General features: G+C 69.9%; 18 protein-coding genes, 1 tRNA gene and 1 pseudogene. 7 read left to right on the top strand and 13 right to left on the bottom strand.

Going from position 1 to position 21352, the window contains the following annotated elements:
- Positions 1–79: 79 nt before the first annotated feature.
- Positions 80–1255: an MraY family glycosyltransferase gene (locus ACIP5W_RS29060; protein WP_401479776.1), complete on the bottom strand. Its 1176-nt coding sequence runs from the start codon at positions 1253–1255 to the stop codon at positions 80–82.
- A 338-nt stretch (positions 1256–1593) separates the two neighbouring features.
- Between ACIP5W_RS29060 and ACIP5W_RS29055 the strand changes: the two genes are divergently transcribed.
- Both ACIP5W_RS29055 and ACIP5W_RS29050 read left to right on the top strand, forming a co-directional pair.
- Positions 1594–3885, top strand: coding sequence for a (Fe-S)-binding protein (locus ACIP5W_RS29055; RefSeq protein WP_401479774.1), 2292 nt, complete (start codon positions 1594–1596; stop codon positions 3883–3885).
- Between the two features lie 148 nt (positions 3886–4033).
- Positions 4034–5041 (top strand): Yip1 family protein, encoded by a 1008-nt coding sequence (locus ACIP5W_RS29050; RefSeq protein ID WP_401479771.1) that lies wholly within the window; start codon positions 4034–4036, stop codon positions 5039–5041.
- An 88-nt stretch (positions 5042–5129) separates the two neighbouring features.
- On the opposite strand, the gene ACIP5W_RS29045 is transcribed toward ACIP5W_RS29050, so the two are convergent.
- The 3 genes from ACIP5W_RS29045 to dcd all read right to left on the bottom strand — a co-directional run bounded on the left by ACIP5W_RS29045 (position 5130) and on the right by dcd (position 8060).
- Positions 5130–6446, bottom strand: a complete 1317-nt coding sequence (locus ACIP5W_RS29045; protein ID WP_401479768.1) for a phosphatase PAP2 family protein — start codon at positions 6444–6446, stop codon at positions 5130–5132.
- Between the two features lie 521 nt (positions 6447–6967).
- A complete protein-coding gene (locus ACIP5W_RS29040; protein WP_401479765.1) occupies positions 6968–7477 on the bottom strand; it encodes a phosphoribosyltransferase in 510 nt (169 codons plus the stop codon).
- A gap of 7 nt (positions 7478–7484) precedes the next feature.
- Positions 7485–8060 carry a dCTP deaminase gene (dcd, locus tag ACIP5W_RS29035; protein ID WP_366059084.1) on the bottom strand — a complete coding sequence of 192 codons (576 nt, stop codon included), beginning with the start codon at positions 8058–8060 and terminating at the stop codon, positions 7485–7487.
- Positions 8061–8596: 536 nt separating this feature from the next.
- Here dcd and ACIP5W_RS29030 point away from each other — a divergent pair.
- A tRNA-Gly gene (locus ACIP5W_RS29030) sits at positions 8597–8670 on the top strand.
- A gap of 61 nt (positions 8671–8731) precedes the next feature.
- Here the strand turns inward: ACIP5W_RS29030 and ACIP5W_RS29025 are convergent.
- The 7 genes and pseudogenes from ACIP5W_RS29025 to ACIP5W_RS28995 all read right to left on the bottom strand — a co-directional run bounded on the left by ACIP5W_RS29025 (position 8732) and on the right by ACIP5W_RS28995 (position 12407).
- Entirely contained in the window at positions 8732–9070 is a 339-nt protein-coding gene (locus ACIP5W_RS29025; protein ID WP_401479762.1) for an XRE family transcriptional regulator, read from the bottom strand.
- On the bottom strand, positions 9067–9453 hold the full coding sequence (locus ACIP5W_RS29020) for a type II toxin-antitoxin system RelE/ParE family toxin (protein ID WP_401479759.1): 387 nt from the start codon (positions 9451–9453) through the stop codon (positions 9067–9069). Before ACIP5W_RS29020 ends, ACIP5W_RS29025 begins: the two co-directional genes overlap by 4 nt.
- 458 nt (positions 9454–9911) lie before the next feature.
- Positions 9912–10310 carry a PIN domain-containing protein gene (locus ACIP5W_RS29015; RefSeq protein ID WP_401479757.1) on the bottom strand — a complete coding sequence of 133 codons (399 nt, stop codon included), beginning with the start codon at positions 10308–10310 and terminating at the stop codon, positions 9912–9914.
- Positions 10307–10585, bottom strand: a complete 279-nt coding sequence (locus ACIP5W_RS29010) for a hypothetical protein (protein ID WP_401479754.1) — start codon at positions 10583–10585, stop codon at positions 10307–10309. The genes ACIP5W_RS29015 and ACIP5W_RS29010 overlap by 4 nt, the downstream gene beginning before the upstream one ends.
- A gap of 603 nt (positions 10586–11188) precedes the next feature.
- Positions 11189–11359, bottom strand: a complete 171-nt coding sequence (locus ACIP5W_RS29005) for a hypothetical protein (protein ID WP_401479751.1) — start codon at positions 11357–11359, stop codon at positions 11189–11191.
- 336 nt (positions 11360–11695) lie between these two features.
- Positions 11696–12145 carry a PIN domain-containing protein gene (locus ACIP5W_RS29000; protein WP_401479748.1) on the bottom strand — a complete coding sequence of 150 codons (450 nt, stop codon included), beginning with the start codon at positions 12143–12145 and terminating at the stop codon, positions 11696–11698.
- Positions 12142–12407 (bottom strand): annotated as a pseudogene (locus ACIP5W_RS28995) (CopG family transcriptional regulator). Before ACIP5W_RS28995 ends, ACIP5W_RS29000 begins: the two are co-directional and overlap by 4 nt.
- Before the next feature lie 988 nt (positions 12408–13395).
- Here ACIP5W_RS28995 and ACIP5W_RS28990 point away from each other — a divergent pair.
- The 3 genes from ACIP5W_RS28990 (at position 13396) to ACIP5W_RS28980 (ending at position 17785) form a co-directional block, all read left to right on the top strand.
- Positions 13396–13800 (top strand): SgcJ/EcaC family oxidoreductase, encoded by a 405-nt coding sequence (locus ACIP5W_RS28990; RefSeq protein WP_401479746.1) that lies wholly within the window; start codon positions 13396–13398, stop codon positions 13798–13800.
- A gap of 973 nt (positions 13801–14773) precedes the next feature.
- Positions 14774–17473, top strand: a complete 2700-nt coding sequence (locus ACIP5W_RS28985; RefSeq protein ID WP_401479744.1) for a LuxR C-terminal-related transcriptional regulator — start codon at positions 14774–14776, stop codon at positions 17471–17473.
- 114 nt (positions 17474–17587) lie between these two features.
- Positions 17588–17785: a hypothetical protein gene (locus ACIP5W_RS28980; protein WP_401479742.1), complete on the top strand. Its 198-nt coding sequence runs from the start codon at positions 17588–17590 to the stop codon at positions 17783–17785.
- A 673-nt stretch (positions 17786–18458) separates the two neighbouring features.
- Here ACIP5W_RS28980 and ACIP5W_RS28975 read toward each other — a convergent pair.
- Positions 18459–18827: an amphi-Trp domain-containing protein gene (locus tag ACIP5W_RS28975; protein WP_401479739.1), complete on the bottom strand. Its 369-nt coding sequence runs from the start codon at positions 18825–18827 to the stop codon at positions 18459–18461.
- A gap of 61 nt (positions 18828–18888) precedes the next feature.
- A complete protein-coding gene (locus tag ACIP5W_RS28970; protein WP_401479737.1) occupies positions 18889–19323 on the bottom strand; it encodes a hypothetical protein in 435 nt (144 codons plus the stop codon).
- Positions 19324–19547: 224 nt separating this feature from the next.
- Here ACIP5W_RS28970 and ACIP5W_RS28965 point away from each other — a divergent pair, with 224 nt between their 5' ends.
- Positions 19548–21152, top strand: coding sequence for an MFS transporter (locus ACIP5W_RS28965; RefSeq protein WP_401479734.1), 1605 nt, complete (start codon positions 19548–19550; stop codon positions 21150–21152).
- The last annotated feature ends 200 nt before the right edge of the window (positions 21153–21352 follow it).

Genomic DNA, 21352 nt, shown 5'->3' with positions numbered 1-21352 from the left:
CTGACTTGAGTGGAACAGGCTCAAGTGTGCACGACACTCACCCCTGGGTCAACAGACATGAGTCGGCCGGACTCAACTCTTATCCGTTCCTTACACGCAAGGAGCCGCTGACCTGCGGCGATACGCTACGACGAGATGCCCGCAGAGGTGATTCCGCCGACTCCCGAGGGGGCTGGACCAGGGACACGGGTTGACGCCGGGGGCGGTGCCGGTGATGCGGAGACAGATCCTGACGCGCGCGGGCGCCCCGACCCGCACGCGTCTCCGGGCCGCCGCGCCCCTGCCCCGGCACGCGCGCGCGTACGCGCCACAGCGCGAGGACGACGACCAGCACGCCGCCTGCGATCCAGAGCACGGCCGGGGCGCCCAGCACCCCGGTGTGCACCAGCGTCCCCACGAGCACCCCCGGGAAGGCGGCCGCACCCACGGCCACCGTCGCCCCCGCCGGGGTCAGGCCGAGCCGGCGCAGCCGGTGGGCGAGGTGGTCGGGGCCGCGGCGCAGCAGCGGGCGCCCGGCCGTGCGCCGGGCCAGCACGACGAGGACGACGTCGGCCGCGGCGACCGCGGTGAGCGCGAACAGCACCCCCGTCCCGGTGGCCGCGTCCTGCCCCGCGCGCGCGGTGACGGCCGCCGCGGCGAGCAGGAAACCGGTGAACATGGCGCCGCAGCCGCCGAGGGCCACGCGCGCGGGGGGCCAGTTGTGCACGAGGAAGCCGGTCAGCGCGGCGGCGAGCACGCTCAGCAGCACCGCCAGACCTTCCATCACCTCGGCCGCGGCACAGGCCGCCACCCCGAAGGCGGTGACGACCCCGACGGTGCCGGCCACCCCTTCGGCGTGGTCGAGCGCACGGAAGGCGAGGGCGACGCAGGCGATCCAGCCGACGGCGGCGACTCCGGCGGGCACACCGGTGTCGGCGTACGGGACGACGAACGCCGCCGCCACGGCCGTACCGACGAGGAGGAACCGGGTCTTCAGCCGCCAGGCGTCCGCCACCAGCCCGAGGGCGGCGACGCCCGTCCCGGCGGCGAGCAGCGCGCCCGTCCCCTCGCCGAACGGGGCGAGTCCGGTGCGGTCGCCGGTGACGGCGACCGCGCAGGTGGCGAGCACGACGGCCGTGCCCCCGGACAGCGGCACGCGTCGCTGCCGCTGCCGCCGGTCGAGCAGTCCGAGTCGCAGGGCGGGGGCGCGCAGCAGCGCGGCGAGGACGGCGGCGAGGAACAGGGCGGTGATGGCGGCGACGATCCCGTAGAGCACGGCTATAAATTAGTCATAAATGTATCGATTTGGTACGAATAACACGATCGGATTTCCCCACCCCGAGCCGTCTCCGAGTCGCCCCAGAGCCGTCCCCGATTCGCCCCCGAGCCACCCCTGAGGCACCCCTGAGCCACCCCCGAGTCACCCTCGGACCGGCCCCCCGCACCGCTCCCGCCCCGGACCTGAGGTGACCCTCAGCGATCCAGATCACCCCGTGCCCGACTACAGTGCGGCGGAGGATAGGGGTACTCTCAGACGGACTGCATAAGTTACCGCTTAGTAATGTCGGCGCCGCCGACGAAACCCCGCAAACCTCGCAGGCCCGAGGAGCCCCCATGCAACTCGCCGCGATCATCGTGTCGCTGGCCCTGACCGTGGTCGGCGTCGCCCTGCTCGCCCGCGCCATCGGCCAGTTCGTCCGGTACTTCAAGCTGGGCCAGCCGGTCCCGGCCGGCACCCGGACCGACAACCCCTACCAGCGCAGCGTGACACTCGTGCGCGAGTTCCTCGGCCACACGCGCATGAACCGCTGGGGCATCGTCGGCATCGCCCACTGGTTCGTGGCCGTCGGCTTCCTGACGCTGCCGCCCACCCTGGCGCAGGCGTTCGGCCAGCTCTTCCAGGCCGACTGGACACTGCCGCTGATCGGCACGTTCCTGCCGTTCGAGATGTACATCGAGTTCATCGGCGTGATGACGATCCTCGGCATCGCCGTGCTCATCGTGATCCGCCTGCTGAGCCTGCCCTCGCGCCCCGGCCGCAAGTCCCGCTTCGCGGGCTCCAAGTCCGGTCAGGCGTACTTCGTCGAGTACGTCATCCTCACCATCGGCCTCGCGATCTACGTGCTGCGCGGCCTGGAGGGCGCGCTCCACCACGTGGACCACTACGAAGCGTCGTACTTCGCCTCGTACCCCCTGGTCCTCGCCTTCAAGGGCCTGTCGGTCGCCACGCTGCAGAACCTCGTCTACCTCACCGCGATGATCAAGATCGGGACGTCCTTCGTCTGGATGATCGTGGTCTCGCTGAACACCAACATGGGTGTGGCCTGGCACCGCTTCCTCGCCTTCCCGAACATCTGGTTCAAGCGCGAGGCCACCGGCGGCACGGCCCTGGGCGCCCTCCAGCCGATGACCTCCGGCGGCAGGCCGATCGACTTCGCCGACCCCGGCGACGACGACGTCTTCGGCGTCTCCCAGGTGGAGCAGTTCTCCTGGAAGGGCCTGCTGGACTTCTCCACCTGCACCGAGTGCGGGCGTTGCCAGTCGCAGTGCCCCGCCTGGAACACCGGCAAGCCGCTCTCCCCGAAGCTCCTGATCATGTCGCTCAGGGACCACGCGCACGCCAAGGCGCCGTACCTGCTCGCAGGTGGCGGCAAGACCATGGAGGGCGAGGAGAAGGCGTCCGAGGAGCAGCTCAAGGACGTCCCCGCGGCGGCCCTCGCCGAGGCCGAACGCCCCCTCATCGGCACCGCCGAGGAGAACGGCGTCATCGACCCGGACGTCCTGTGGTCCTGCACCACCTGCGGCGCCTGCGTCGAGCAGTGCCCGGTCGACATCGAGCACGTCGACCACATCGTCGACATGCGCCGCTACCAGGTCATGATCGAGTCGTCGTTCCCGTCCGAGGCGGGCACGATGCTCAAGAACCTGGAGAAGAAGGGCAACCCCTGGGGCCTGGCCAAGAAGCAGCGCCTGGAGTGGACGAAGGAAGTCGACTTCGAGGTGCTGGTCGTCGGCCGTGACATCGAGGACCTCTCCGAGGTCGAGTACCTGTACTGGGTCGGCTGCGCCGGCGCCCTCGAGGACCGCGCCAAGAAGACCACCAAGGCCTTCGCCGAACTCCTCCACATCGCGGGCGTCAAGTTCGCGATCATGGGCGGCGACGAGAAGTGCACCGGTGACTCCGCCCGCCGCCTCGGCAACGAGCCCCTGTTCCAGGAGCTCGGCATGGAGAACGTCATGGCGCTGAACGCGGCGTTCGGCGAGGAGACGGACGACGAGGGCAAGGTCACCGAGGCCTCCCGCAAGCCGGCGTCGGCGAAGAAGATCGTCGCCACCTGCCCGCACTGCCTCAACACCCTCGGCAACGAGTACCCGCAGCTCGGCGGCGACTACGAGGTCATCCACCACACCCAGCTGCTCCAGCACCTCGTCGACGAGGGCAAGCTGATCCCAGTGACCCCGGTCGACGGCCTCATCACCTACCACGACCCGTGCTACCTGGGCCGCCACAACAAGATCTACTCGCCGCCGCGGGAGATCATGACCGCGGTACCCGGACTGCGCCAGCAGGAGATGCACCGCCACAAGGAACGCGGCTTCTGCTGCGGCGCCGGCGGCGCGCGGATGTGGATGGAGGAGCGGATCGGCAAGCGCATCAACAACGAGCGCGTCGACGAGGCCCTGTCCCTCAACCCCGACATCGTCTCCACCGCCTGCCCGTTCTGCCTCGTCATGCTCACGGACTCCGTGAACGGCAAGAAGAACGAGGGCAAGGCCAAGGAGTCCGTCCAGGTCGTGGACGTCGCCCAGCTCCTCCTCGACTCCGTGAAGACCCCGGTCGACGACGAACCCCCCGCGGGCTCGGCCGAGTCGGAGACCGAGCCGGAGCCCCAGCCGGTGAAGTGACCGCCGGCGACGGTACGTTGCGACGCCCCCCGTCCCGGTGGACGGGGGGCGTCGTCGTCCCGGCGGCCGTACCGCGGATCCCGGGCCGCCGGTGCCGACGCCCGTCCCGCGGGTCCCCCGGACGGTCGTACGGGACTCCCCTTAAGGGATGTCACAGGTCGGCCGCAATGCCGCTTCCGGAGGGCCGGGCCCCGCACGCCACTCTCCGGGACCAGGTACGTTCGATGACGTGGCTGGATTCAGGATCGGACGTGGCGGCCGGGACGGCCGCGCCCCGCAAGCGCGACCCCATGACCCTCCCCGCGGGCGGCAGACGCCCCCGGGGCCGTCGCCGCACGGCTACTCGCCGGCGCAGCAGCCGTACCCGCCGCAGCAGCGGCCGCAGTACGGCGGCGGAGGCGGAGGCCAGCAGTGGCCCCCGTCGAACGGCGGTGGCCAGGGCGGCGGCGAGCCGGAGTACTTCGGCGGCAACGACCCCTACGGCGCGCCCCCGCACGACCCGTACGCCGCGAACAACCCGGGTCACACCCAGGCGTTCTCGATCGACGACCACCAGCAGTACAACCAGGGCGAGACGTACCACGCGGGCGCCGCGGCCCCGGCCGGCCCGACCGGCCCGCGCCTGCACTGGAAGCAGCTCCTGCGGGGCGTCGTCCTGTCCCCCGCTCAGACCTTCCTGCGGATGCGGGACTACACGCTGTGGGGCCCCGCCCTCGTCGTCACCTTCCTCTACGGCCTGCTCGCGGTGTTCGGCTTCGACGACACCCGTTCGGACACGATCAACGCGACGCTGTCCAACGCGATCCCGATCGTCCTGACGACGGCCGTGGCGATGGTGATCAGCTCCTTCATCCTGGGCGTCGTCACCCACACCCTGGCCCGCCAGCTCGGCGGCGACGGCGCCTGGCAGCCCACGGTCGGCCTCTCCATGCTGATCATGTCCCTCACGGACGCCCCGCGCCTGGTCTTCGCCATGTTCCTGGGCGGCGACGCGTCGTTCGTGCAGCTGCTGGGCTGGGCCACCTGGGTCGCCGCCGGCGCCCTCCTCACCCTCATGGTGAGCCGCTCCCACGACCTGCCCTGGCCGAAGGCCCTGGGCGCGTCGGCGATCCAGCTGATCGCCATCCTGTCGATCGTGAAGCTGGGCACGTTCTGACGCCCGGCGACGGAACGAGGAAGGCCCCCGGACACCGGGGGCCTTCCTCGTTCCGCGGGGGTGGGCGTCGCCCTGGGGGCGGCACGCGTCAGACGATCAGCTCGGGTTGCGGTTCGGGTTTCCGCGCCGGCGCGGCCTCCGGTTCCCACCGTGCGGTCGTCCGTACATAGCCGTGGACCACCGAACCCGTCGCCAGCAGGAGAAGCGGTCCGAACGCCCACGGGTACTCCGCCATCTGCGACGGCAGGTAGCGGTACGACACCAGGAGCGCGGTGAAGACCGTCGCGCCGTAAGCGGCCAGCCAAAGCCCCGACCGGTCCCAGCCGTGGTCGAACGCGCGCAGAGCCGCCTCGATGGTGAGCGTGAACACCACTCCGGCGATGAGGTCGGCGCCGTAGTGGTAGCCGAATCCCAGCGTCGCGCAGAGGGTGGCGATCAGCCAGAAAGTGCCCGCGTAGCGCAGGAGGCGCGGGCCCTTCCGGGAATGGATGAAGATCGCGGTGGCCCACGCCGTGTGCAGGCTGGGCATGCAGTTGCGCGGGGTGATCTCGTCGAAGGACATGTGGCGCGGGGGCTGGAGCGGCGGCGGTGTCTGCGGCCACAGGTCGGCCACGGCCCAGGGCTCGCTGGGCGGCATGTCCGGCGCCCACAGGCTGACATCCGCCCAGTGCTCGGCGCCCGTGCCGTAGGCGAAGATCGGTCCGACCACCGGGTAGATCATGTAGAAGGCCGGACCGATCAGGCCGATCACCAGAAAGGTGCGCACCAGGTGGTGGCGCGGGAAGCGGCGCTCGACCGCCACGTTGCGCAGTTGGTACAGCGCGGCGACGACCGCGGCGACCGCGAGCTGGCCGTAGACGAAGTCGAGGAAGTTGAAGCCGATCGGGCCGCTGGCCGTCACGATCCGGCCGACCAGCCACGAAGGGTTGCCCAGCGCGTGGTCGGCGGTCGCCACGTACTGGTCGAGCACGAGGGGGCGGGTCTCCGAGGTGATGAGCAGCCAGGTGTCACCGGTCTTGCGGCCTGCCATCAGCAGCAGGGCCAGCCCGGCCCCCTTCAGCAGCAGGACGCGTTCGCGGCCGGTGCGGCGGGTGACGGCGAAGACCGCGCAGCCGAGGGTCACCCACAGGGCGCCGTTGCCGAAGGGGTGGCCTTCGGTCACCTCGACGCCGGCCGCCCACCGGACCGACAGGAAGGCGAGATCGACACCGATCGCGGCACCGAGGGCGATCAACCGCTGCCGCCAGGTGAGCACCACCATCATCAACGCCATGGAGGCGTACAGCAGGCCACCCGACTTGGGCGGGAAGATCACTTCCCGCGCCTGCGTGGTCATCGGCCCCGGCAGGCCGAGACGACGCGCCACGAGTTCCAGCGCGATGAGGAATCCGAGGGCCACGGCCATTCCCGCGGCCCACAGTATCGCCCGGGGCCGACGCCACACGGAGAACTCGGTTATGCCTTTTATTCGCGAAAACACCCGCGATGCTACAGGTATCAATTGTTTGACCGATTTATTCGTTTTTGACTGGCCAGGGCGATCAACACGTCGGATGGCACGGCTTTCCGGTGAAGGCAGGGCGATAGCGGGCGTTCATCGCAAGTTCGAACATGTTAGCGGCGCGGTACGAACGGGTTATGCCGAAGGCCCAACTCGTGAGCGGGCACACTCCCGGGGATCAGCGGACCGCGGGCCCCTCGGCCCCCGGCCCCGCTCACGGGCGGACCGGACCGGACCACCGAGGTCACCGGCGCCGGGTCGGCCTCGAACAGGTCCGAGCGGGCCCGAACGGGTCCGAGCGGGGAACGACCGAAAAGGCGAGAACGGCCGGAAAGGCGAGAACGGCCGGAAAGGCGAACGGCCGGAAAGGCGAACGGCCGGGACCACCACGCGGTGATCCCGGCCGTCAGCGCTCCCGGCTCAGGTCAGAGAGCTTCCTTGGACGGAGTGAGCGGCTCCCCCGACCTGCGGACGACGGGCAGGACACTCCACGGGAAGTTGATCCAGTCGTCGGTGCGCTTCCAGACGTACTCGCACTTCACGAGGGAGTGGGACTTCTCGTAGATCACGGCACTGCGGACCTCGGCGACGGCGTCGAGGCAGAAGTCCCGCACCAGCTTGAGGGTCTTGCCGGTGTCGGCGACGTCGTCGGTGATCAGGACCTTCTTGTCGGAGAAGTCGATCACGTCGGGCACGGGCGCGAGCATGACGGGCATCTCGAGGGTGGTGCCCACGCCGGTGTAGAACTCGACGTTCACCAGGTGGAGGTTCTTGCAGTCGAGGGCGTACGCGAGGCCGCCGGCGACGAACACCCCGCCGCGGGCGATGCTGAGCACGATGTCCGGCTCGTAGCCGTCGTCGACGATGGTCTGGGCGAGTTCACGGACGGCGACGCCGAACCGCTCGTAGCTGAGGTCCTCCCGTACGTCGCTCATGCGCCGCTCACACCCGGGTCCGGTGGAAGTTGAGGAAGGAGCGGGAGGCGGTCGGTCCGCGCTGCCCCTGGTACCGGGACCCGTACCGCTCGCTGCCGTAGGGGTGCTCGGCGGGCGAGCTGAGCCGGAACATGCACAGCTGCCCGATCTTCATGCCCGGCCACAGCTTGATGGGCAGGGTGGCGAGGTTGGACAGCTCGAGGGTGACATGCCCGGAGAAGCCGGGGTCGATGAAACCGGCGGTCGAGTGCGTGACGAGCCCGAGCCGGCCGAGCGAACTCTTGCCCTCGAGCCGGGAGGCGAGATCGTCGGGGAGCGTGATGACCTCGTAGGTGGAGGCCAGGACGAACTCACCGGGATGCAGGATGAACGGCTCGTCACCCTCCGGCTCCACCAGCCGCGTGAGGTCCGCCTGCTCGACCGAGGGGTCGATGTGCGGGTACCGGTGGTTCTCGAACACCCGGAAGTAGCGGTCGAGGCGCACGTCGACACTTGACGGCTGCACCATGGATTCGTCGTAGGGATCGATCCGTACCCGTCCGGCGTCGATCTCGGCCCGGATGTCCTTGTCAGAGAGAAGCACGCCCCGAGGATACGCAAGGCGCGCGGACCGGCCGTCATCAGGACGATTCCGCGCGCCAGGCTGCTGCTGCCACTGGTGCCGCTCGCTGCTCCTACAGCTCGCCGCTACCGCTTCTCGAAGGTCACCGGCACCACACTGCGGAGCCGGGCACACCGAGGACACCGGACGAGCCGTCCGGGACCGAGCCGCTCGGCCTGCTGCATCGGGAACGAAGCGGTGCTGAACACGTGCCCATCGGCACAACGGACGACGGTGCGATCCATCAAGTCGTCGAGTCCCTTCCCCAAGAGCCGCGTCCGGCTGCTGCTCGCCGGACGACGAAAGCCACATTACGTGAGGAACGAGACGGCCCTCCAGGCGGCACTCCGTCCGCACCGGGAGCCTCTCCCACCCCTCCACCGTACGCCCCAACTACCGCCCCGGACACCCGGATCCCGCCCCTCGAAACACACCTGGCCCCCAGGGCTTCAGCGCCGGGGGCCAGGGATGAGGTAGAGTGACCGCGCGATCAGACACCGGCCCGACCGGCGTCTTACGCGGGTGTAGTTTAATGGTAGAACATCAGCTTCCCAAGCTGAGAGCGCGAGTTCGATTCTCGTCACCCGCTCCATGAGCAAGGCCCAGGTCAGACACCTGGGCCTTGTTGGTTGATGAGAGCTTTGGCACGCGCCTCAGGCGACGGTGTATTCCGCGTCCCCGAAGTCCGCGACCACTCGCAGCCGACCGCCGAGCGCTTCCACGTAGGCCCGGAGGGTCGCGACCTCCGCGCGATCCAGCTCACCGTGCTCGATCGCGGAGACCCGAGGTGCTGAGACCCCCATCGACGCGGCCACCTGGCGCTGCGTCAACGCCTGTTCACGCCTGACCTCCGCGAGCTTGTGAGCGCGCACTTCGGCGGTCAGCCGGTCCATCGCCGCTTGCTTCTCCTCAGCTGACCGCACCCGCAACCCAGCGGCCGCACGCCGCTCGCGCGCCTTGCGCTTGGTTTCCTCCCAGCTCACGGTGCTCATTCGTACTCCCTGGTTTCAAGATCGGCCAGATGTGTCCGGTACCGCTCCTCAGCAACCGGAATGTTGATGTCGTACCAGCGCTGCCAGTTCCCGGCCTTGTCACCAGCCACCAGCAATACCGCCCGACGCACCGGATCGAAGGCGAAGAGGATGCGGATCTCGCTGCTCCCGGACGAGCCCGGCCTCAGCTCCTTCAAGTGGTGGTTCTCAGCGCCCTTGATCCGATCGACGAGTGGACGGCCGAGCGTCGGGCCTGTGGCCGCCAGCATGTCGATGGCGTCCTCCACCTGTTCAGCACTGTTCCAGTCCTCTTCGGCCAGTGCCTCGAACCACGCCGCGACCTCCCCGACCAGGACCACTTCCCATTGAGCCACGGCCGCCATGTTAATGCAAGCGTTAACATCGCCGTGACGATCTGCGAAATCGGGGCCGATACCCGGGCCAGATGCTGGACGGGCTCGGACAGGCCGCGCTCGTCGCAGGATCTGTACGGGTGGCAGCGAGGCGGGTGTAGGCGCTCGTCGGAAGGGTGGCGGCCTGTATTGGCGAGAGCGGAGTGCACCATGAGCGCACCAGATCGAGCGGGGAACAACAGGGAGGCACGGGGAACACAGGCGCTGCCTGCGACGCCGGAGCCCAGCCGTTTGCCCAGGTCAGCACTCAAGCGGACCCCGGGTACCCGCAGCTTCCCAAGCTGCGAGCGCGAGTTCGATTCTCGTCACCCGCTCCATGAGCAAGGCCCAGGTCAATGACCTGGGCCTTGTTGTTTTATGCCGTACTGGAGTGGCGCATGCCAGAACCGCGCCAGATCCGCACCACAACACTTCGCGCCCCAAGGCGATCAGACTTTCTCCGCCACCACTCGCGGATGCTCGGTGGTGAGCAAGTCGATGTCCTCGGCGTCGGACGTAAGAACCGTCACCCGGCCCGCATGCTGCAGGGCGGTCGCGCACAACATGGCATCGATGGCGTACTTGTGACCGTGCAATCCAGCACCGCGCAGCAGGGCGGCGGCGGTCTGGGCGAGAGCCTGGGTGACCGGCTCGACGCGCACACGTGAAAGCATCCATCGCAGCGCGGCGTCATTGAGCTTCGGATGGATCACCTCGACCAGCACCGCAGCCGACGTCACGACCGGGAGATCAGCCTCCCGGGCGGCCACCAGCCATTCGTGCACTTCCCGATCCCGCTGCACGGCCTTCGCCAGTCCTTCACTGTCCAGGATCAGAGCACCGCTCACGCGGCGGCCTCCGCCCCGGAGGCATCCCCGATGAGCCGGGCCCGCTTCGCCGCCACCGCCTCCGGGTCGGCAGGACCGTGGACCTTCTCGAAGTCGGCGATCAGTTCGTCGAGGTTGTCCCGCTCGATCTGTCGCTGAGCCGCCCTCTCCAGGTACGCGGACACACCACGCTTGCCGACCCGCTCACGGATCGCGTGCAGAGTGCCGGCGCTGAGCGTGACGGAGATACCACTGCTGGGACCGTCGCCAGGGGGGAAGTCGGTGTCATCAACCATGACGCCCATTATGGCATTGGAAATGCCATAATGCGAGACGGCCGGGCACAAGGCACCTCCCCTCCCCCAGGATCAAGCCCTTGCGCGCCAAGGCTCCTCACCTTCGTTCGCACCTTTCCCGACGCCGCGGGAAGCAATGCCGACGTCCCCTACCCACCGACAAGTCACGGACAGCCGAGCCGGGGTGAGGCATCGGCCACCTGCCCTCGCCTTCGTCGACGAGTAGCGACACTGGTACTACGGGAGTGACTTGGCAGTTGGTGTGACGTGTTGCCACCGCACCACTGACGCACCAGATGGAGCGGGGAGCAGCAGGGAGTCACGGTGAATGCGGCCAAGACGGATGAGTCCTCGTCCCGGACGGTCGCCCAGCTCAGCGCTTGAACGCGCCACACCTGATCGCAGCTTCCCAAGCCGAGAGCGCGAGTTCGATTCTCGTCACCCGCTCCAACACGAACCCCCAGGTCATCAACCTGGGGGTTCGTGTTGTCCAGACCGGTGAGCGGGCGCCGCGCCATCGGCTCGTCGATGGTGTGGGCGGGCAGTGCCCGCCCGCAGGAGATGCGTGTGGGTCGGCACCGGACGGGGGAAGACGGCGCCCTGTCACGGGTTCGGCGGTTCTGCTCGGAGACGGCGCTGTTCCACGTCGTCCGCCGCCGTGGCCGTCCGGTGCATGTCGGCGAACCTGCGGACGAGGTCGAGCAGTTCGTCGCGCGCGGCAAGCCCTTCCGCACCGGGACGGGACAGCGCCTCGTGCAAGGCGTCCTGGAGCATGTCGCGGACGCGTGGCCAAGGCCCGGTGAGGGGGCGCGCCTGGTCGATGCGATGCCGGAGACGGTTGAGAGCACGTCCCAGTAAAGCAATGCCTGGTGAACGATCTCCGTGGGTGGATTCACGGTCGGGTAGTACAGCAGCAGCCCATCAGTTCCCCGGTCATCGCTCCTGCAGTGAGGCCAACGCAGCGCGGACAGCATGGCGGAGACACCGACTGCATGTGTTCTCAGCGACCTTCCCCACCCTGCCGCACGACGTCCGTGCGTGTCAGAGCCGCACGAGCTGCCCGAGCACCGTCACTTCCCAGGCGAGGAAAGCGAGTTCGGCTCCGTCGTATCAGAGCGGGAGATCGTCGGGGAGTACCCGAAACGCCTTGTGGTGGCCCAAGGGGCGTACGGCCCGGAAGGCGCGTCGGTCGAGGGTGAGGATCGCGTCCGTGTCGTAGTCGGCGGCGAGCGCCACGTTGACCGCGTCAGCGAGGTCGAGGTCGAGGTCCAGCGCACGGTAGCGGACACGGGCGGACTGGGCGGCGCCCAGGTGGTCCTCCGTGATCTCCGGCATGACGACACGCCCCCGGCCCGTCCAGCGCCGGAGGTCGTCGACCGCGCCGAGGGCGGCCGCCCTGCCGAGCTCGCGCGTGGCGGCGTGATCCAGCTCGGCCAGTAGCAGCGGGGACATGACCAGGAGGCCGGCCGCCGTGATCGCCTCGTTCGCCGCCCGGTGTTCCGGGTGAGCCGAGTCCAGGGCCGCCAGGAGGCCGGACGTGTCGGCGATGACAATGATCACGTGGCGGTTCCGGAATCCGAGCCGGTCTCGCGGCGGACGGCGTCGGCGACCGCGTCACGGACCTCCGGCCTGGAGGGCGTGCGTCCCGTCCCCTCGAAGGTGCGCGAGAACAGCGGCTCGTCCCAGACCCTGTTCGCCATGGCCGCGAGGTGGATGCCCTGGCGGATGATCTCGGCCTCGCTTATCCCCGACGCTTCGCGGCCTCCTTGATGATCGCCAGGTCTTCGGGGTCGGCGTAGACGTTCGTGCGCTTCATGGACATGTACCAACATGTAGTCCATGTACCGGATTGACACACGCAGGTGCCTCGTTCTTCGGCTCATCGGATGCCGCGATCGCAGACGACGAAACCGGCCGCGCCCACCATGGGTGTGAGGCATTGGGCTGTGACACCGCAACGTGCTCGCCGCCTCTTGCACCGAACCACTTCTTGTGGAGGTCGAAGCCCGCCGTATGGTGATCGCACGTTCTGTGATCTTCCGAGCCGAGGCGAGGGCCCGGCAGCCATGTGCGACCGCAACTGCCGCGCTCAGTCGCTCTGCGCATCCCCAAGCCCGCACACCGAGCAGTCCACATCAGCGCAGTGGTCGTCCACCTCGCAGTGTCGTGCCCACAGCGTGCCCTTCAGAGCGGACACCTACGGTCAACAGCGGTGCCACAGGACGCCCACGCCTACCGCAGCACATTGAATCCACGCATGCTCGGCGGACAGTGTGCGATACAGCTCCATGGCCGCATCCCGGTCGGCGCCGAACGCGGCTCGTCGTGCGTCCTCCCCGCGCAGGCAGGAGCCGAGGTGCACAGGCCAGAACAACGGGTCGTCCAGGTAGGCGTCGCCCCGGACCAAGGGGCCGCCTTCGTGTCCGGGGATCTTGAGCACGTGCAGATGACGGCACGCGGGACAGTCACCGCGTCAGGATCGAGGTTCGGCCCTCTTCCGTCTCAGGCAATGTCGTTCGCGGACGTTCAGACGAGACCGGAGCGAGTAACCGCCAGTTCCGCTCAGGGGACCCGCAGCCACCACCACAGTGGGAAAGCGGGCGTCCGCTCCCGCGGCAGTGCCGTACTCAGTGCGCGGCCAGCACCGGCAGGTCTCTCCTTGGCCATCGACGAAGCCCGATCGTCGGTCGGGTCCCAGGTCGTACCCGGTGACCCTGGATGATCGATTCCAAGGGGTCGGTGGCCGTTGTCAGTGTGGGCCGGTCACCTCTCTTGACCTCAACTATGCTTGAGGTAGCACCCTCGTCCGAATGAACACGGATTCCACGGCGTACGCCGCAGAGATCGAAGCCATCAAGCAGGTCGTTGCCACCGTCGAGCACTCCCAGCAGCACAAGGACCCCGACAAATTCCTCGCCCTCTTCCACCCCGACGCGGTCTGGACGACGGCCCATGGCAAGGTTCTCGTCGGCCTCGAAGCGATCTCGGAGTTCACCCGGAAAGTGCTCCCCGCGGCCGGCTGGGACGGCAAGGTCAGCTACGAGATGATCCACGTGCTCTTCATCCGCCCCGATGTCGCGGCGGTCAAAGTGCGTCAGCGCTACCTGTCCCCGGACGACGACAGCGAGGGTGCTCCGCTGTACGTGATGAGCAAGCAGGACGACGGCCGCTGGCTGCTGATCGCATGCCAGAACACCCAGGTCGTCGCCGGCTGATCTCTTTGGACGGACTGGCTGCACGCACGAGGCGGGGGCGTCCGACATCGGTTTGTGAAGACAGAGTCGGACACCCTCGCGACTGCACTCTGAGCACTGACAACGCGCTCCAGGAGAACGACCTCTGAGACTGTGCGGCTCGCGCCACAAGCGCACCGGATCGGACGGGGAACAGCGGGGAACCACGGTGAACACAGGCGCTGCCCGCGATGCCGGAGCCCAGCCGTTTGCCCAGTTCAGCACTGAAGCGGAGCCCGAGTCGTACGACAGCACCGACGCAGTGTCCCCAACGGACCGCAGCAGCACCGCGATCCTGCCGGCGCAGCCACAGGCGGCCATCCCGACCGTCAGCTCCGGACCGGCATTCGTGACCCTGGCCGCCGCCCCGACCTGCAACGCGACGAAGGCCGGCATCCACTCCTTTACCGAATCGCTCCGCGTTCAGCCGACGAAGAGCAAAGTCGACGTGATCGAGCTCGTTCCGCAGGCGACACGGACCACGCTGACGGGACGGCGGAACAGCCCGGTGGCGATGCCGCTCAAGGACTTCCTCGACGAGGTCATGAGCCTGCTGGCGACCCGGCCGGCCTGGAGGATGCATGAGGCGAGCAGCCTGGAAGCCTCGATCGTCGACGACTCCGGTTTCCTCAGGGACGGGGGTGCCCCGGCGGGGGCGGCCCGGCAGTGCAGCGGTGATCTCGGCACCCCGCCCCACGACGGTGCCCTGCTGTTCACGTCGCTGGTCGAGAGGTCGAGAAGAGGGCGAGAGGGCGAGAGGTCGAAGTCGGCACCTGCCCGGTCCGCCTCGCCGACTCCCTCGTCCGCCGGGGGAAAGCCCCCCCGGGGCCCCGGCCGACGCGCTCCTGACCGGCCCGCTCCCGCCCACCGGCAACGCGGCGGTGTGCGGGAAGCAGGAATTCGGAGTTCCTCCCGATTTGACTCCGCGGGCGGCTCTGCCAATGTGGTGAGTGTCATGCCCTCCGCATCCAGCGGGTCTGCCCGCGAAGGCACCGCCGGGGCCCTGACGCCGAACGGCGATCCCGTTCTCGCTGCTCGGTTCGCCGTCCCCCGTGAGCCGAAGACGTTCGTCCGCCGGCCCCGCGTGGCCGAGCGCCTCACCCGGGCTCTGGCCGGTCCGGGCCGTTTGGTGCTGGTCAACGGGCCGGCGGGCGCGGGCAAGACGTTGCTGCTCGCCGGCTTGGCCGCCACATCGACCCTGCGGGGCCGGATGGTGTGGCTGACCGTCGAGTCCGGGGACAACGCCCCGGGAAACTTCTGGGCCTACGTACTCGAGGCCCTGCGCCACCATGGGGTCGCACTCCCCGACGCGATCGGCGTTCCCGCCCGCCCCGACGAGGTCGACGACTCGCTCCTGTCCCGGCTGGCGGCATACCTGAACGGCCGGACCGAGCCGGTGATCCTCGTTCTCGACGAGTTCGAGCGGGTGTCCGCACCGGAGGTCGCCGACGAGCTGCAGTTCGTGCTCCACCACGCGGGCGCGGGGCTGCGCCTGATCCTGGTCAGCCGGACCGAGCCGCTGCTGCCGCTGCACCGTTACCGCGCCGCAGGCGAAGTGACCGACATCCGCGGTGCCGACCTGGCGTTCCGGCCCGGGGAGACGGCCGAACTGGCGCGCCGGCACGGCCTGCCCCTCTCGGACGAGGCCGCCCGCACGCTGACGGAACGGACCGGTGGCTGGGCCGCGGGGCTGCGCCTGTGCATTCTCGCGGCGCAGCGTGCGGACGACCCGGAGACCTTCCTGAAGGAATTCGAGACGGGGCAGAGCACGGTCGCGGACTTCCTGCTGGCCGAGGTGCTGCAGACCCAGTCCGCCGCGAGCCAGGACCTGCTGTTGCGGACCAGCATCTGCGAGCGGACCCATCCCGGTCTGGCGAACGCCCTCACCGGACGGGACGACGCGGCCCTCGTCCTTGCGGAGCTGGAGCGCGCGAACGCGTTCGTCGAGCCGATCGGTCACTCGTGGTACCGGCTTCATCCACTGTTCGCCGAGATCCTGCGCGTCCACCTGAACACCAGGCACCCCGGGCTGGAACGCGAGCTGCACGGCACGGCCGCCCGCTGGCTGAGCGATGCCGGACTGCTCACGGAGGCCCTGCCGCACGCCGCCGACGCGAGCGACTGGACGTTCGCGGCCGACCGGCTCGTCGACGACCTGGCGATCGGGCAGATCTTCACGGGACTGGACGCGGACCGTCTCGGCGAGCTGTTCACCAGGATGCCGCCGGACACGCCGGGCCCCGCCGCCGACCTCGTTCGCGCCGCCTGTGGACTCGCCCGGTACGACATCGACCGAGGTCTCGCGGACCTGGGCCGGGCCGAGAGGAACCTGCCCCCGGTCGAGGCACAGGGGGCGTCGGCCGCCCATCTGAGCTGCGCGTTGCTGCGCGTGCTGGCGGGCCGGCTCCTCGGCTCGCCGGGCATGACCGAGATCGCCGCCCGGCGTGCCGCGGAACTCGACGCGCGAGGGGTTCTCTCGAAGCGGCTGGAGGCGCATCCGGAGATCAGGGCGCTGCGGCTCGCCGCTCAGGGATCGGCTCAGCTGTGGGCAGGCCGCTTCGGCGCGGCCCGCGCGGCGCTGACCGCTGTGGTGGAGGCGGCCGACGGCCCCTCGACGGTCCTGCCCCGGCACGAGTCCCTGGGGCGGCTCGCCCTGATCGACTTCCTGGAGGGATGGCCGGGGCGGGCCGAGGCCCACGCGCGGCGGGCGATCACCGAGGCGGAGCGGTCCGGCATGCCGCATTCGGCGCGCACCTCGCTGGGGCACCTGGTGCTGGCGGCCGTCGAGACCGAGCGCGACGATCTCGCCTCCGCCCGAACGCATCTCCACCGCGCGATCCTGCCTTCTCCCTGCTCCCGCGACCCGATCGTCGCGTCATGGCTGGTCGTCACGCGCTCGCGGCTGCTGCTCGCCGGTGGCAACCCCGCCAAGGCCCTCCGCGTCCTCGACGGCATCCGGGAGGTGCCGTCCACCGAGATCCCCTCACCGTGGGTGGACGTCCAGGTGGCGCTGGCCGCGGCCGCCGCGCACACGGCCCTGGGGCGCCCGCAGGCGGCGGCTGAGGCCCTGGCCGGGCGGCCGGACGCCGGACCGGAGTGCGTGATCGCCTCGGTCCGTGCCCGGCTGGCGGCCGACGACGGGGAAGCGGCGCGCTCCCTCCTCGACACCCTGCCCGGCCCCGACGGCCAGGGACCGGCCGTCACGGTTCGGATCCTGCTGGTGCGGGCCGAGGCCGCCCGCACGCCGGGCAACGAGGCCACGGTCCAGCACCTTGTCGCCCGCGCCCTGGCCGTCGCCCGGCCCGAGCGCCTGGGGCGCCCGTTCCTGGAGGCCGGGCCCTGGCTCCAGGAACTGCTCGACCGCCGGCCCGCTCTGGGGAAGGCACACGGCTGGCTTCCGACCGGTCTCGTCGCGAAGCCACGTGCGGTGCACACCGGCGGGGACGTCCTCGTTCCCGTGACCGAGCCGCTCAGCGACCGCGAGCGCGAAGTCCTGGGCAGGCTGGCGCAGATGATGTCGACGGAGGAGATCGCCGTCGATCTCTTCCTGTCCGTCAACACGGTCAAGACCCACCTGAGGAACATCTACCGCAAACTCGCGGTGACCGGGCGTCGGGAGGCCGTGCGCCGGGCCCGGGAACTCCACTTGCTGTGACCCCCCTCCGGCGATCGGCCGAGGTCACCCGGTCAGGGTGATGTGCCGCCCCCTGCGACGGCACACCATGAATAGCGGGGGCCCGGAGGGACCACGCCTGCGAGGGGTGCGCTCATGCAATACGAGATCCGCGTCGAGGGGCAGATGTCGAGGACGATGACCGACGCGTTCCCTGAGCTGGAGAGCTGCATCGTGTCCGGACAGACCCTGTTGTTCGGCCAGGTCACGGACGAGGCGCATCTCTACGGGCTGCTCGCACGGTTCCAGTCGCTGGGCCTCCACGTGGTGGAGATGCGCAGGACCGCTCTCTGAGATGCCGTGCCTCGCCGGGTGTGACCGCCGGCCCGCCACGACGGGCCTGCTGCCGTGGCGGCGGGCCGCCCGCCCGCGCACGGGCAGGGAGACGCTGGGGGCCGCGGCGCACAGGAGTCGGGAGTCGGGGCCCGGCTCGCCGTCCGAGGAGGCCGAAGTGCTCCCCCGGGGCCGGCCGCCGTGGCAGGCGAAGCGGGCGTCGCAGCCGTGACGGTGACGAGGCGGGGGTCCTGCTCGCCCTGCTCGCCCTGACCGGACTCCCCCTGCTGCACTCCCCCTGCTGCGGCGAGTCGACGGGCTCCGGCGGATGCCGGTCGCCGATGGTGCCAGGCAGGTGTCCCGGCTGGGCGAAGTGGCCGCGGGAGTACGGAGATCTGCAGGTGCCCGGCGCCGCGGTCGTCGCGCGGGAAGGCGCGGTCGTCGCGCGGGAAGGCGTGCACCTCGCGGCCGTGCCGGACTCGCGGCCGTGCCGGACTCGCGGCCGTGCCGGACGCCGCGGGGCCGGGGGCACCCCCTCTGGGGAGGGACTTTCGGAACACGCCCTGGTATCGCAGGCCGCAGACGCCCTGGTACCGCAGGCCGCGGCGGGACGTCCGCGCGTGTCGGACCGGCAGGTGGTCGACGGGACGGTCCACGAGATCCCCAGCGGCCGGGCCCGGAGGCCTCGCACGCTTCAGGCCGTTTTCGTGGCGGACCGCTTCCCGCCCCGGCTTCCTTCGGTTCCGGTTCCGGTACCGCTCTGCCGCGGCTCCGCGGACACGCTCTTCCGGGAGGTGGCCGCCTCCGCGGCCGCCCGCGGCGGCTTCGTACGGGGCGTCGCGGTCGGCCACTTGAGCTCGATCTCCAGCTCGATCTCCCCGTCACCGATCTCGACCTCGAGCTCGCTGCGGAGGTCGTCGGGGATCCGCAGGGTCAGCGTTCCCGGGCCGAGTTCCAGTTCGGCCTCCCCGCCCTCCCTCAGCGCGGCTGCGAGTGCCGTGAGCTGGTCGGCCGCCTCACGGCGGGACAGCGAGCGCTTCCGCTCGAACTTGAGGTCCTTCACGGGTGTCTCCGATCCGGGTGCGGCCCGGGTGCCGGGCCGCACCTCGAGGCCGTCCTCGGCGTCATCGCTCCGACGGACTGGGCGCGGTGCACAGTGCCCAGATCACGAAGCCGTTGATCGCGATCAGGACGATGGCCCAGAACGGCGCGTAGGGAATCCACAGGAAGTTCGCGAGCATGGCCAGGCCGGCCACCGCCACGCCGACGACCCTGGCCCAGGTGGCGCCCTGGAACAGGGCCGCACCGGCGAGTGTGATGACCACGCCCACGATCAGGTGGATCCAGCCCCAGGAGGTGAGATCGAACGAGTACGCGTAGTTGCGGGTGGTGACGAACACGTCGTCCTCGGCGATGGCGGCGATGCCCTCGAAGATCATCATCAGGCCGCCGAAGACCATCAGGACGGCGGCGAAGAGCAGCCAGCCGCTCCCGATACCGGTCCGCTCCGAACTCCGTGCCGCCGCACCCGAGTGGGCCCCGCTCACATGACTGGCCATGGCCAGCTCCTTCGTGTCGTACGGCCCCGCACGACCGCGCGTTCACGTTCGGCCGGTCGGGCTACTTCCAATCTCTGCCTCCCGGGGCGGCTTCGCATCTCAGGGCGCCCGAGCGGCAGTGCTCGACGAGCGGCTCACGGCCCGTCCGCAGGTGACTCCGCCAACCGGTCGACCTGCGGGGCGGGTCGGGGTCCGGTCTCCGGGGCTGCTGGGACGATGCGCGCATGGCACCCAGGACAAACACTGCCGAAAGCTCCGCAAAGGCGCGGACCGTTCTGCTGACACTCGCGGCCGGCCAGTTCCTGATGGCGCTCGACAGCTCGGTCATGAACGTCTCGATCGCGACGGTGGCCGAGGACGTGGGCACGACGGTGACGGGTGTCCAGGGCGCCATCACGGCCTACACCCTCGTGATGGCGATGTTCATGATCCCCGGCGGCAAGGTGGGGGCGCTGATCGGCCGCAAACGCGCGTTCATGATCGGTTGCGTCATCTACGGCTGCGGCTCCTTCACCACGGCGCTCGCACCGAACCTGACGGTGCTGCTGATCGGCTGGTCGTTCCTCGAGGGGATCGGCGCGGCACTGATCCTGCCTGCGATCGTGGCGCTCGTGGCCGGCAACTTCGCCACCGAACGCCGTCCCGCCGCCTACGGTCTCGTCGCCGCCGCGGGGGCCGTGGCGATCGCGGTCGGGCCGCTCATCGGGGGTGTCGCGACGACGTACTTCTCCTGGCGGTGGGTCTTCGCCGGTGAGGTCCTGATGGTGCTCGGCATCCTGGTGCTCGCCCGCCGTATCGCCGACGCGCCGGTCGGCGAAGGCGCTCGCATCGATGTCGTCGGTGCCGTGCTGTCCGCGCTCGGGCTCGGGACCTTCGTCTACGGCGTGCTCCGCTCCGACGAATGGGGCTGGTTCCAGCCGAAGCCCGACGCGCCCTCGTGGCTCGGGGTCTCGCTGGTCGTGTGGCTGATGCTGGCCGGTCTGCTGCTGATCTGGCTCTTCCTGCGCTGGGAGGCCCGCACGGTGAAGCGGCGCAGGGAGCCGCTCGTCGACCCGGAGATGCTGCAGAACAGGCAGCTCACCGGCGGACTGACGATGTTCTTCTTCCAGTACCTCGTCCAGATGGGCGTCTTCTTCGTCGTACCGCTCTACCTGTCCGTGGCGCTCGGCCTGTCCGCGCTCGAGACCGGCGCCCGCATCCTGCCGCTCTCCGTGACCCTGCTGGCGGCCGCCGTCCTGATCCCCCGCTTCCTCCCGGACGTCTCGCCCCGGCGGGTGGTGCGGCTCGGGACCCTCGCGCTGCTCGCGGGCGCGGTGTCGCTGATGGCCGCGCTCGACGCGGACGCCGGCGCGGAGATCGTCACCATTCCCATGCTGCTGATCGGGCTCGGTATGGGCGCGCTGGCGTCCCAGCTCGGGTCGGTCACCGTGTCCGCGGTGCCCGAGGCACAGAGCGCGGAGGTCGGCGGCGTCCAGAACGCCGTCACCAACCTCGGCGCCTCGATCGGTACGGCACTCGCCGGATCGCTCCTGATCGCCGCGATGACGACGTCCTTCCTCACCAGCGTGGAGCAGAATCCGGCGATCCCGGCCGAGGTCAAGAGCCAGGCGACCGTCGAACTCGAAAGCGGCGTGCCGTTCCTGTCGGACGCCCAGCTCGAGTCCGCGCTCGACGAGGCGGGCACGAGCGAGAAGGTGACGCAAGCGGTACTCGACACGAACGAGGAGGCCAGGATCGACGGTCTGCGCGCCGCACTGGCCATCCTCGCCCTCACCGCTCTCCTCGCGCTGTTCTTCACCTCACGGATCCCGAAGACCCAGCCCCGTTAGGCGAGGCCACGGCCGCGGGACGGCTGGAACCGGGCCGTGTCCGCCTCACCGCCGCCACGGCCCGGGAGCGGCGCACAGTGCCCGGAAGGGCCGACGCCGGGGCTGCCGGGGGTCGGACGCTCACCCCTGCGGGGTGAGGTGGTCCGGGGCGGATCCGGCTCTGATGGGAGGTGCACCGCACCAGGCCCGGGAAGGGAATG

It is taken from the genome of Streptomyces sp. NPDC088766 (assembly GCF_044750845.1).
Taxonomy (GTDB): domain Bacteria; phylum Actinomycetota; class Actinomycetes; order Streptomycetales; family Streptomycetaceae; genus Streptomyces.
Note: the sequence above shows the minus strand (reverse complement) of the source record. Positions and strands in the feature narration are given on the sequence as shown.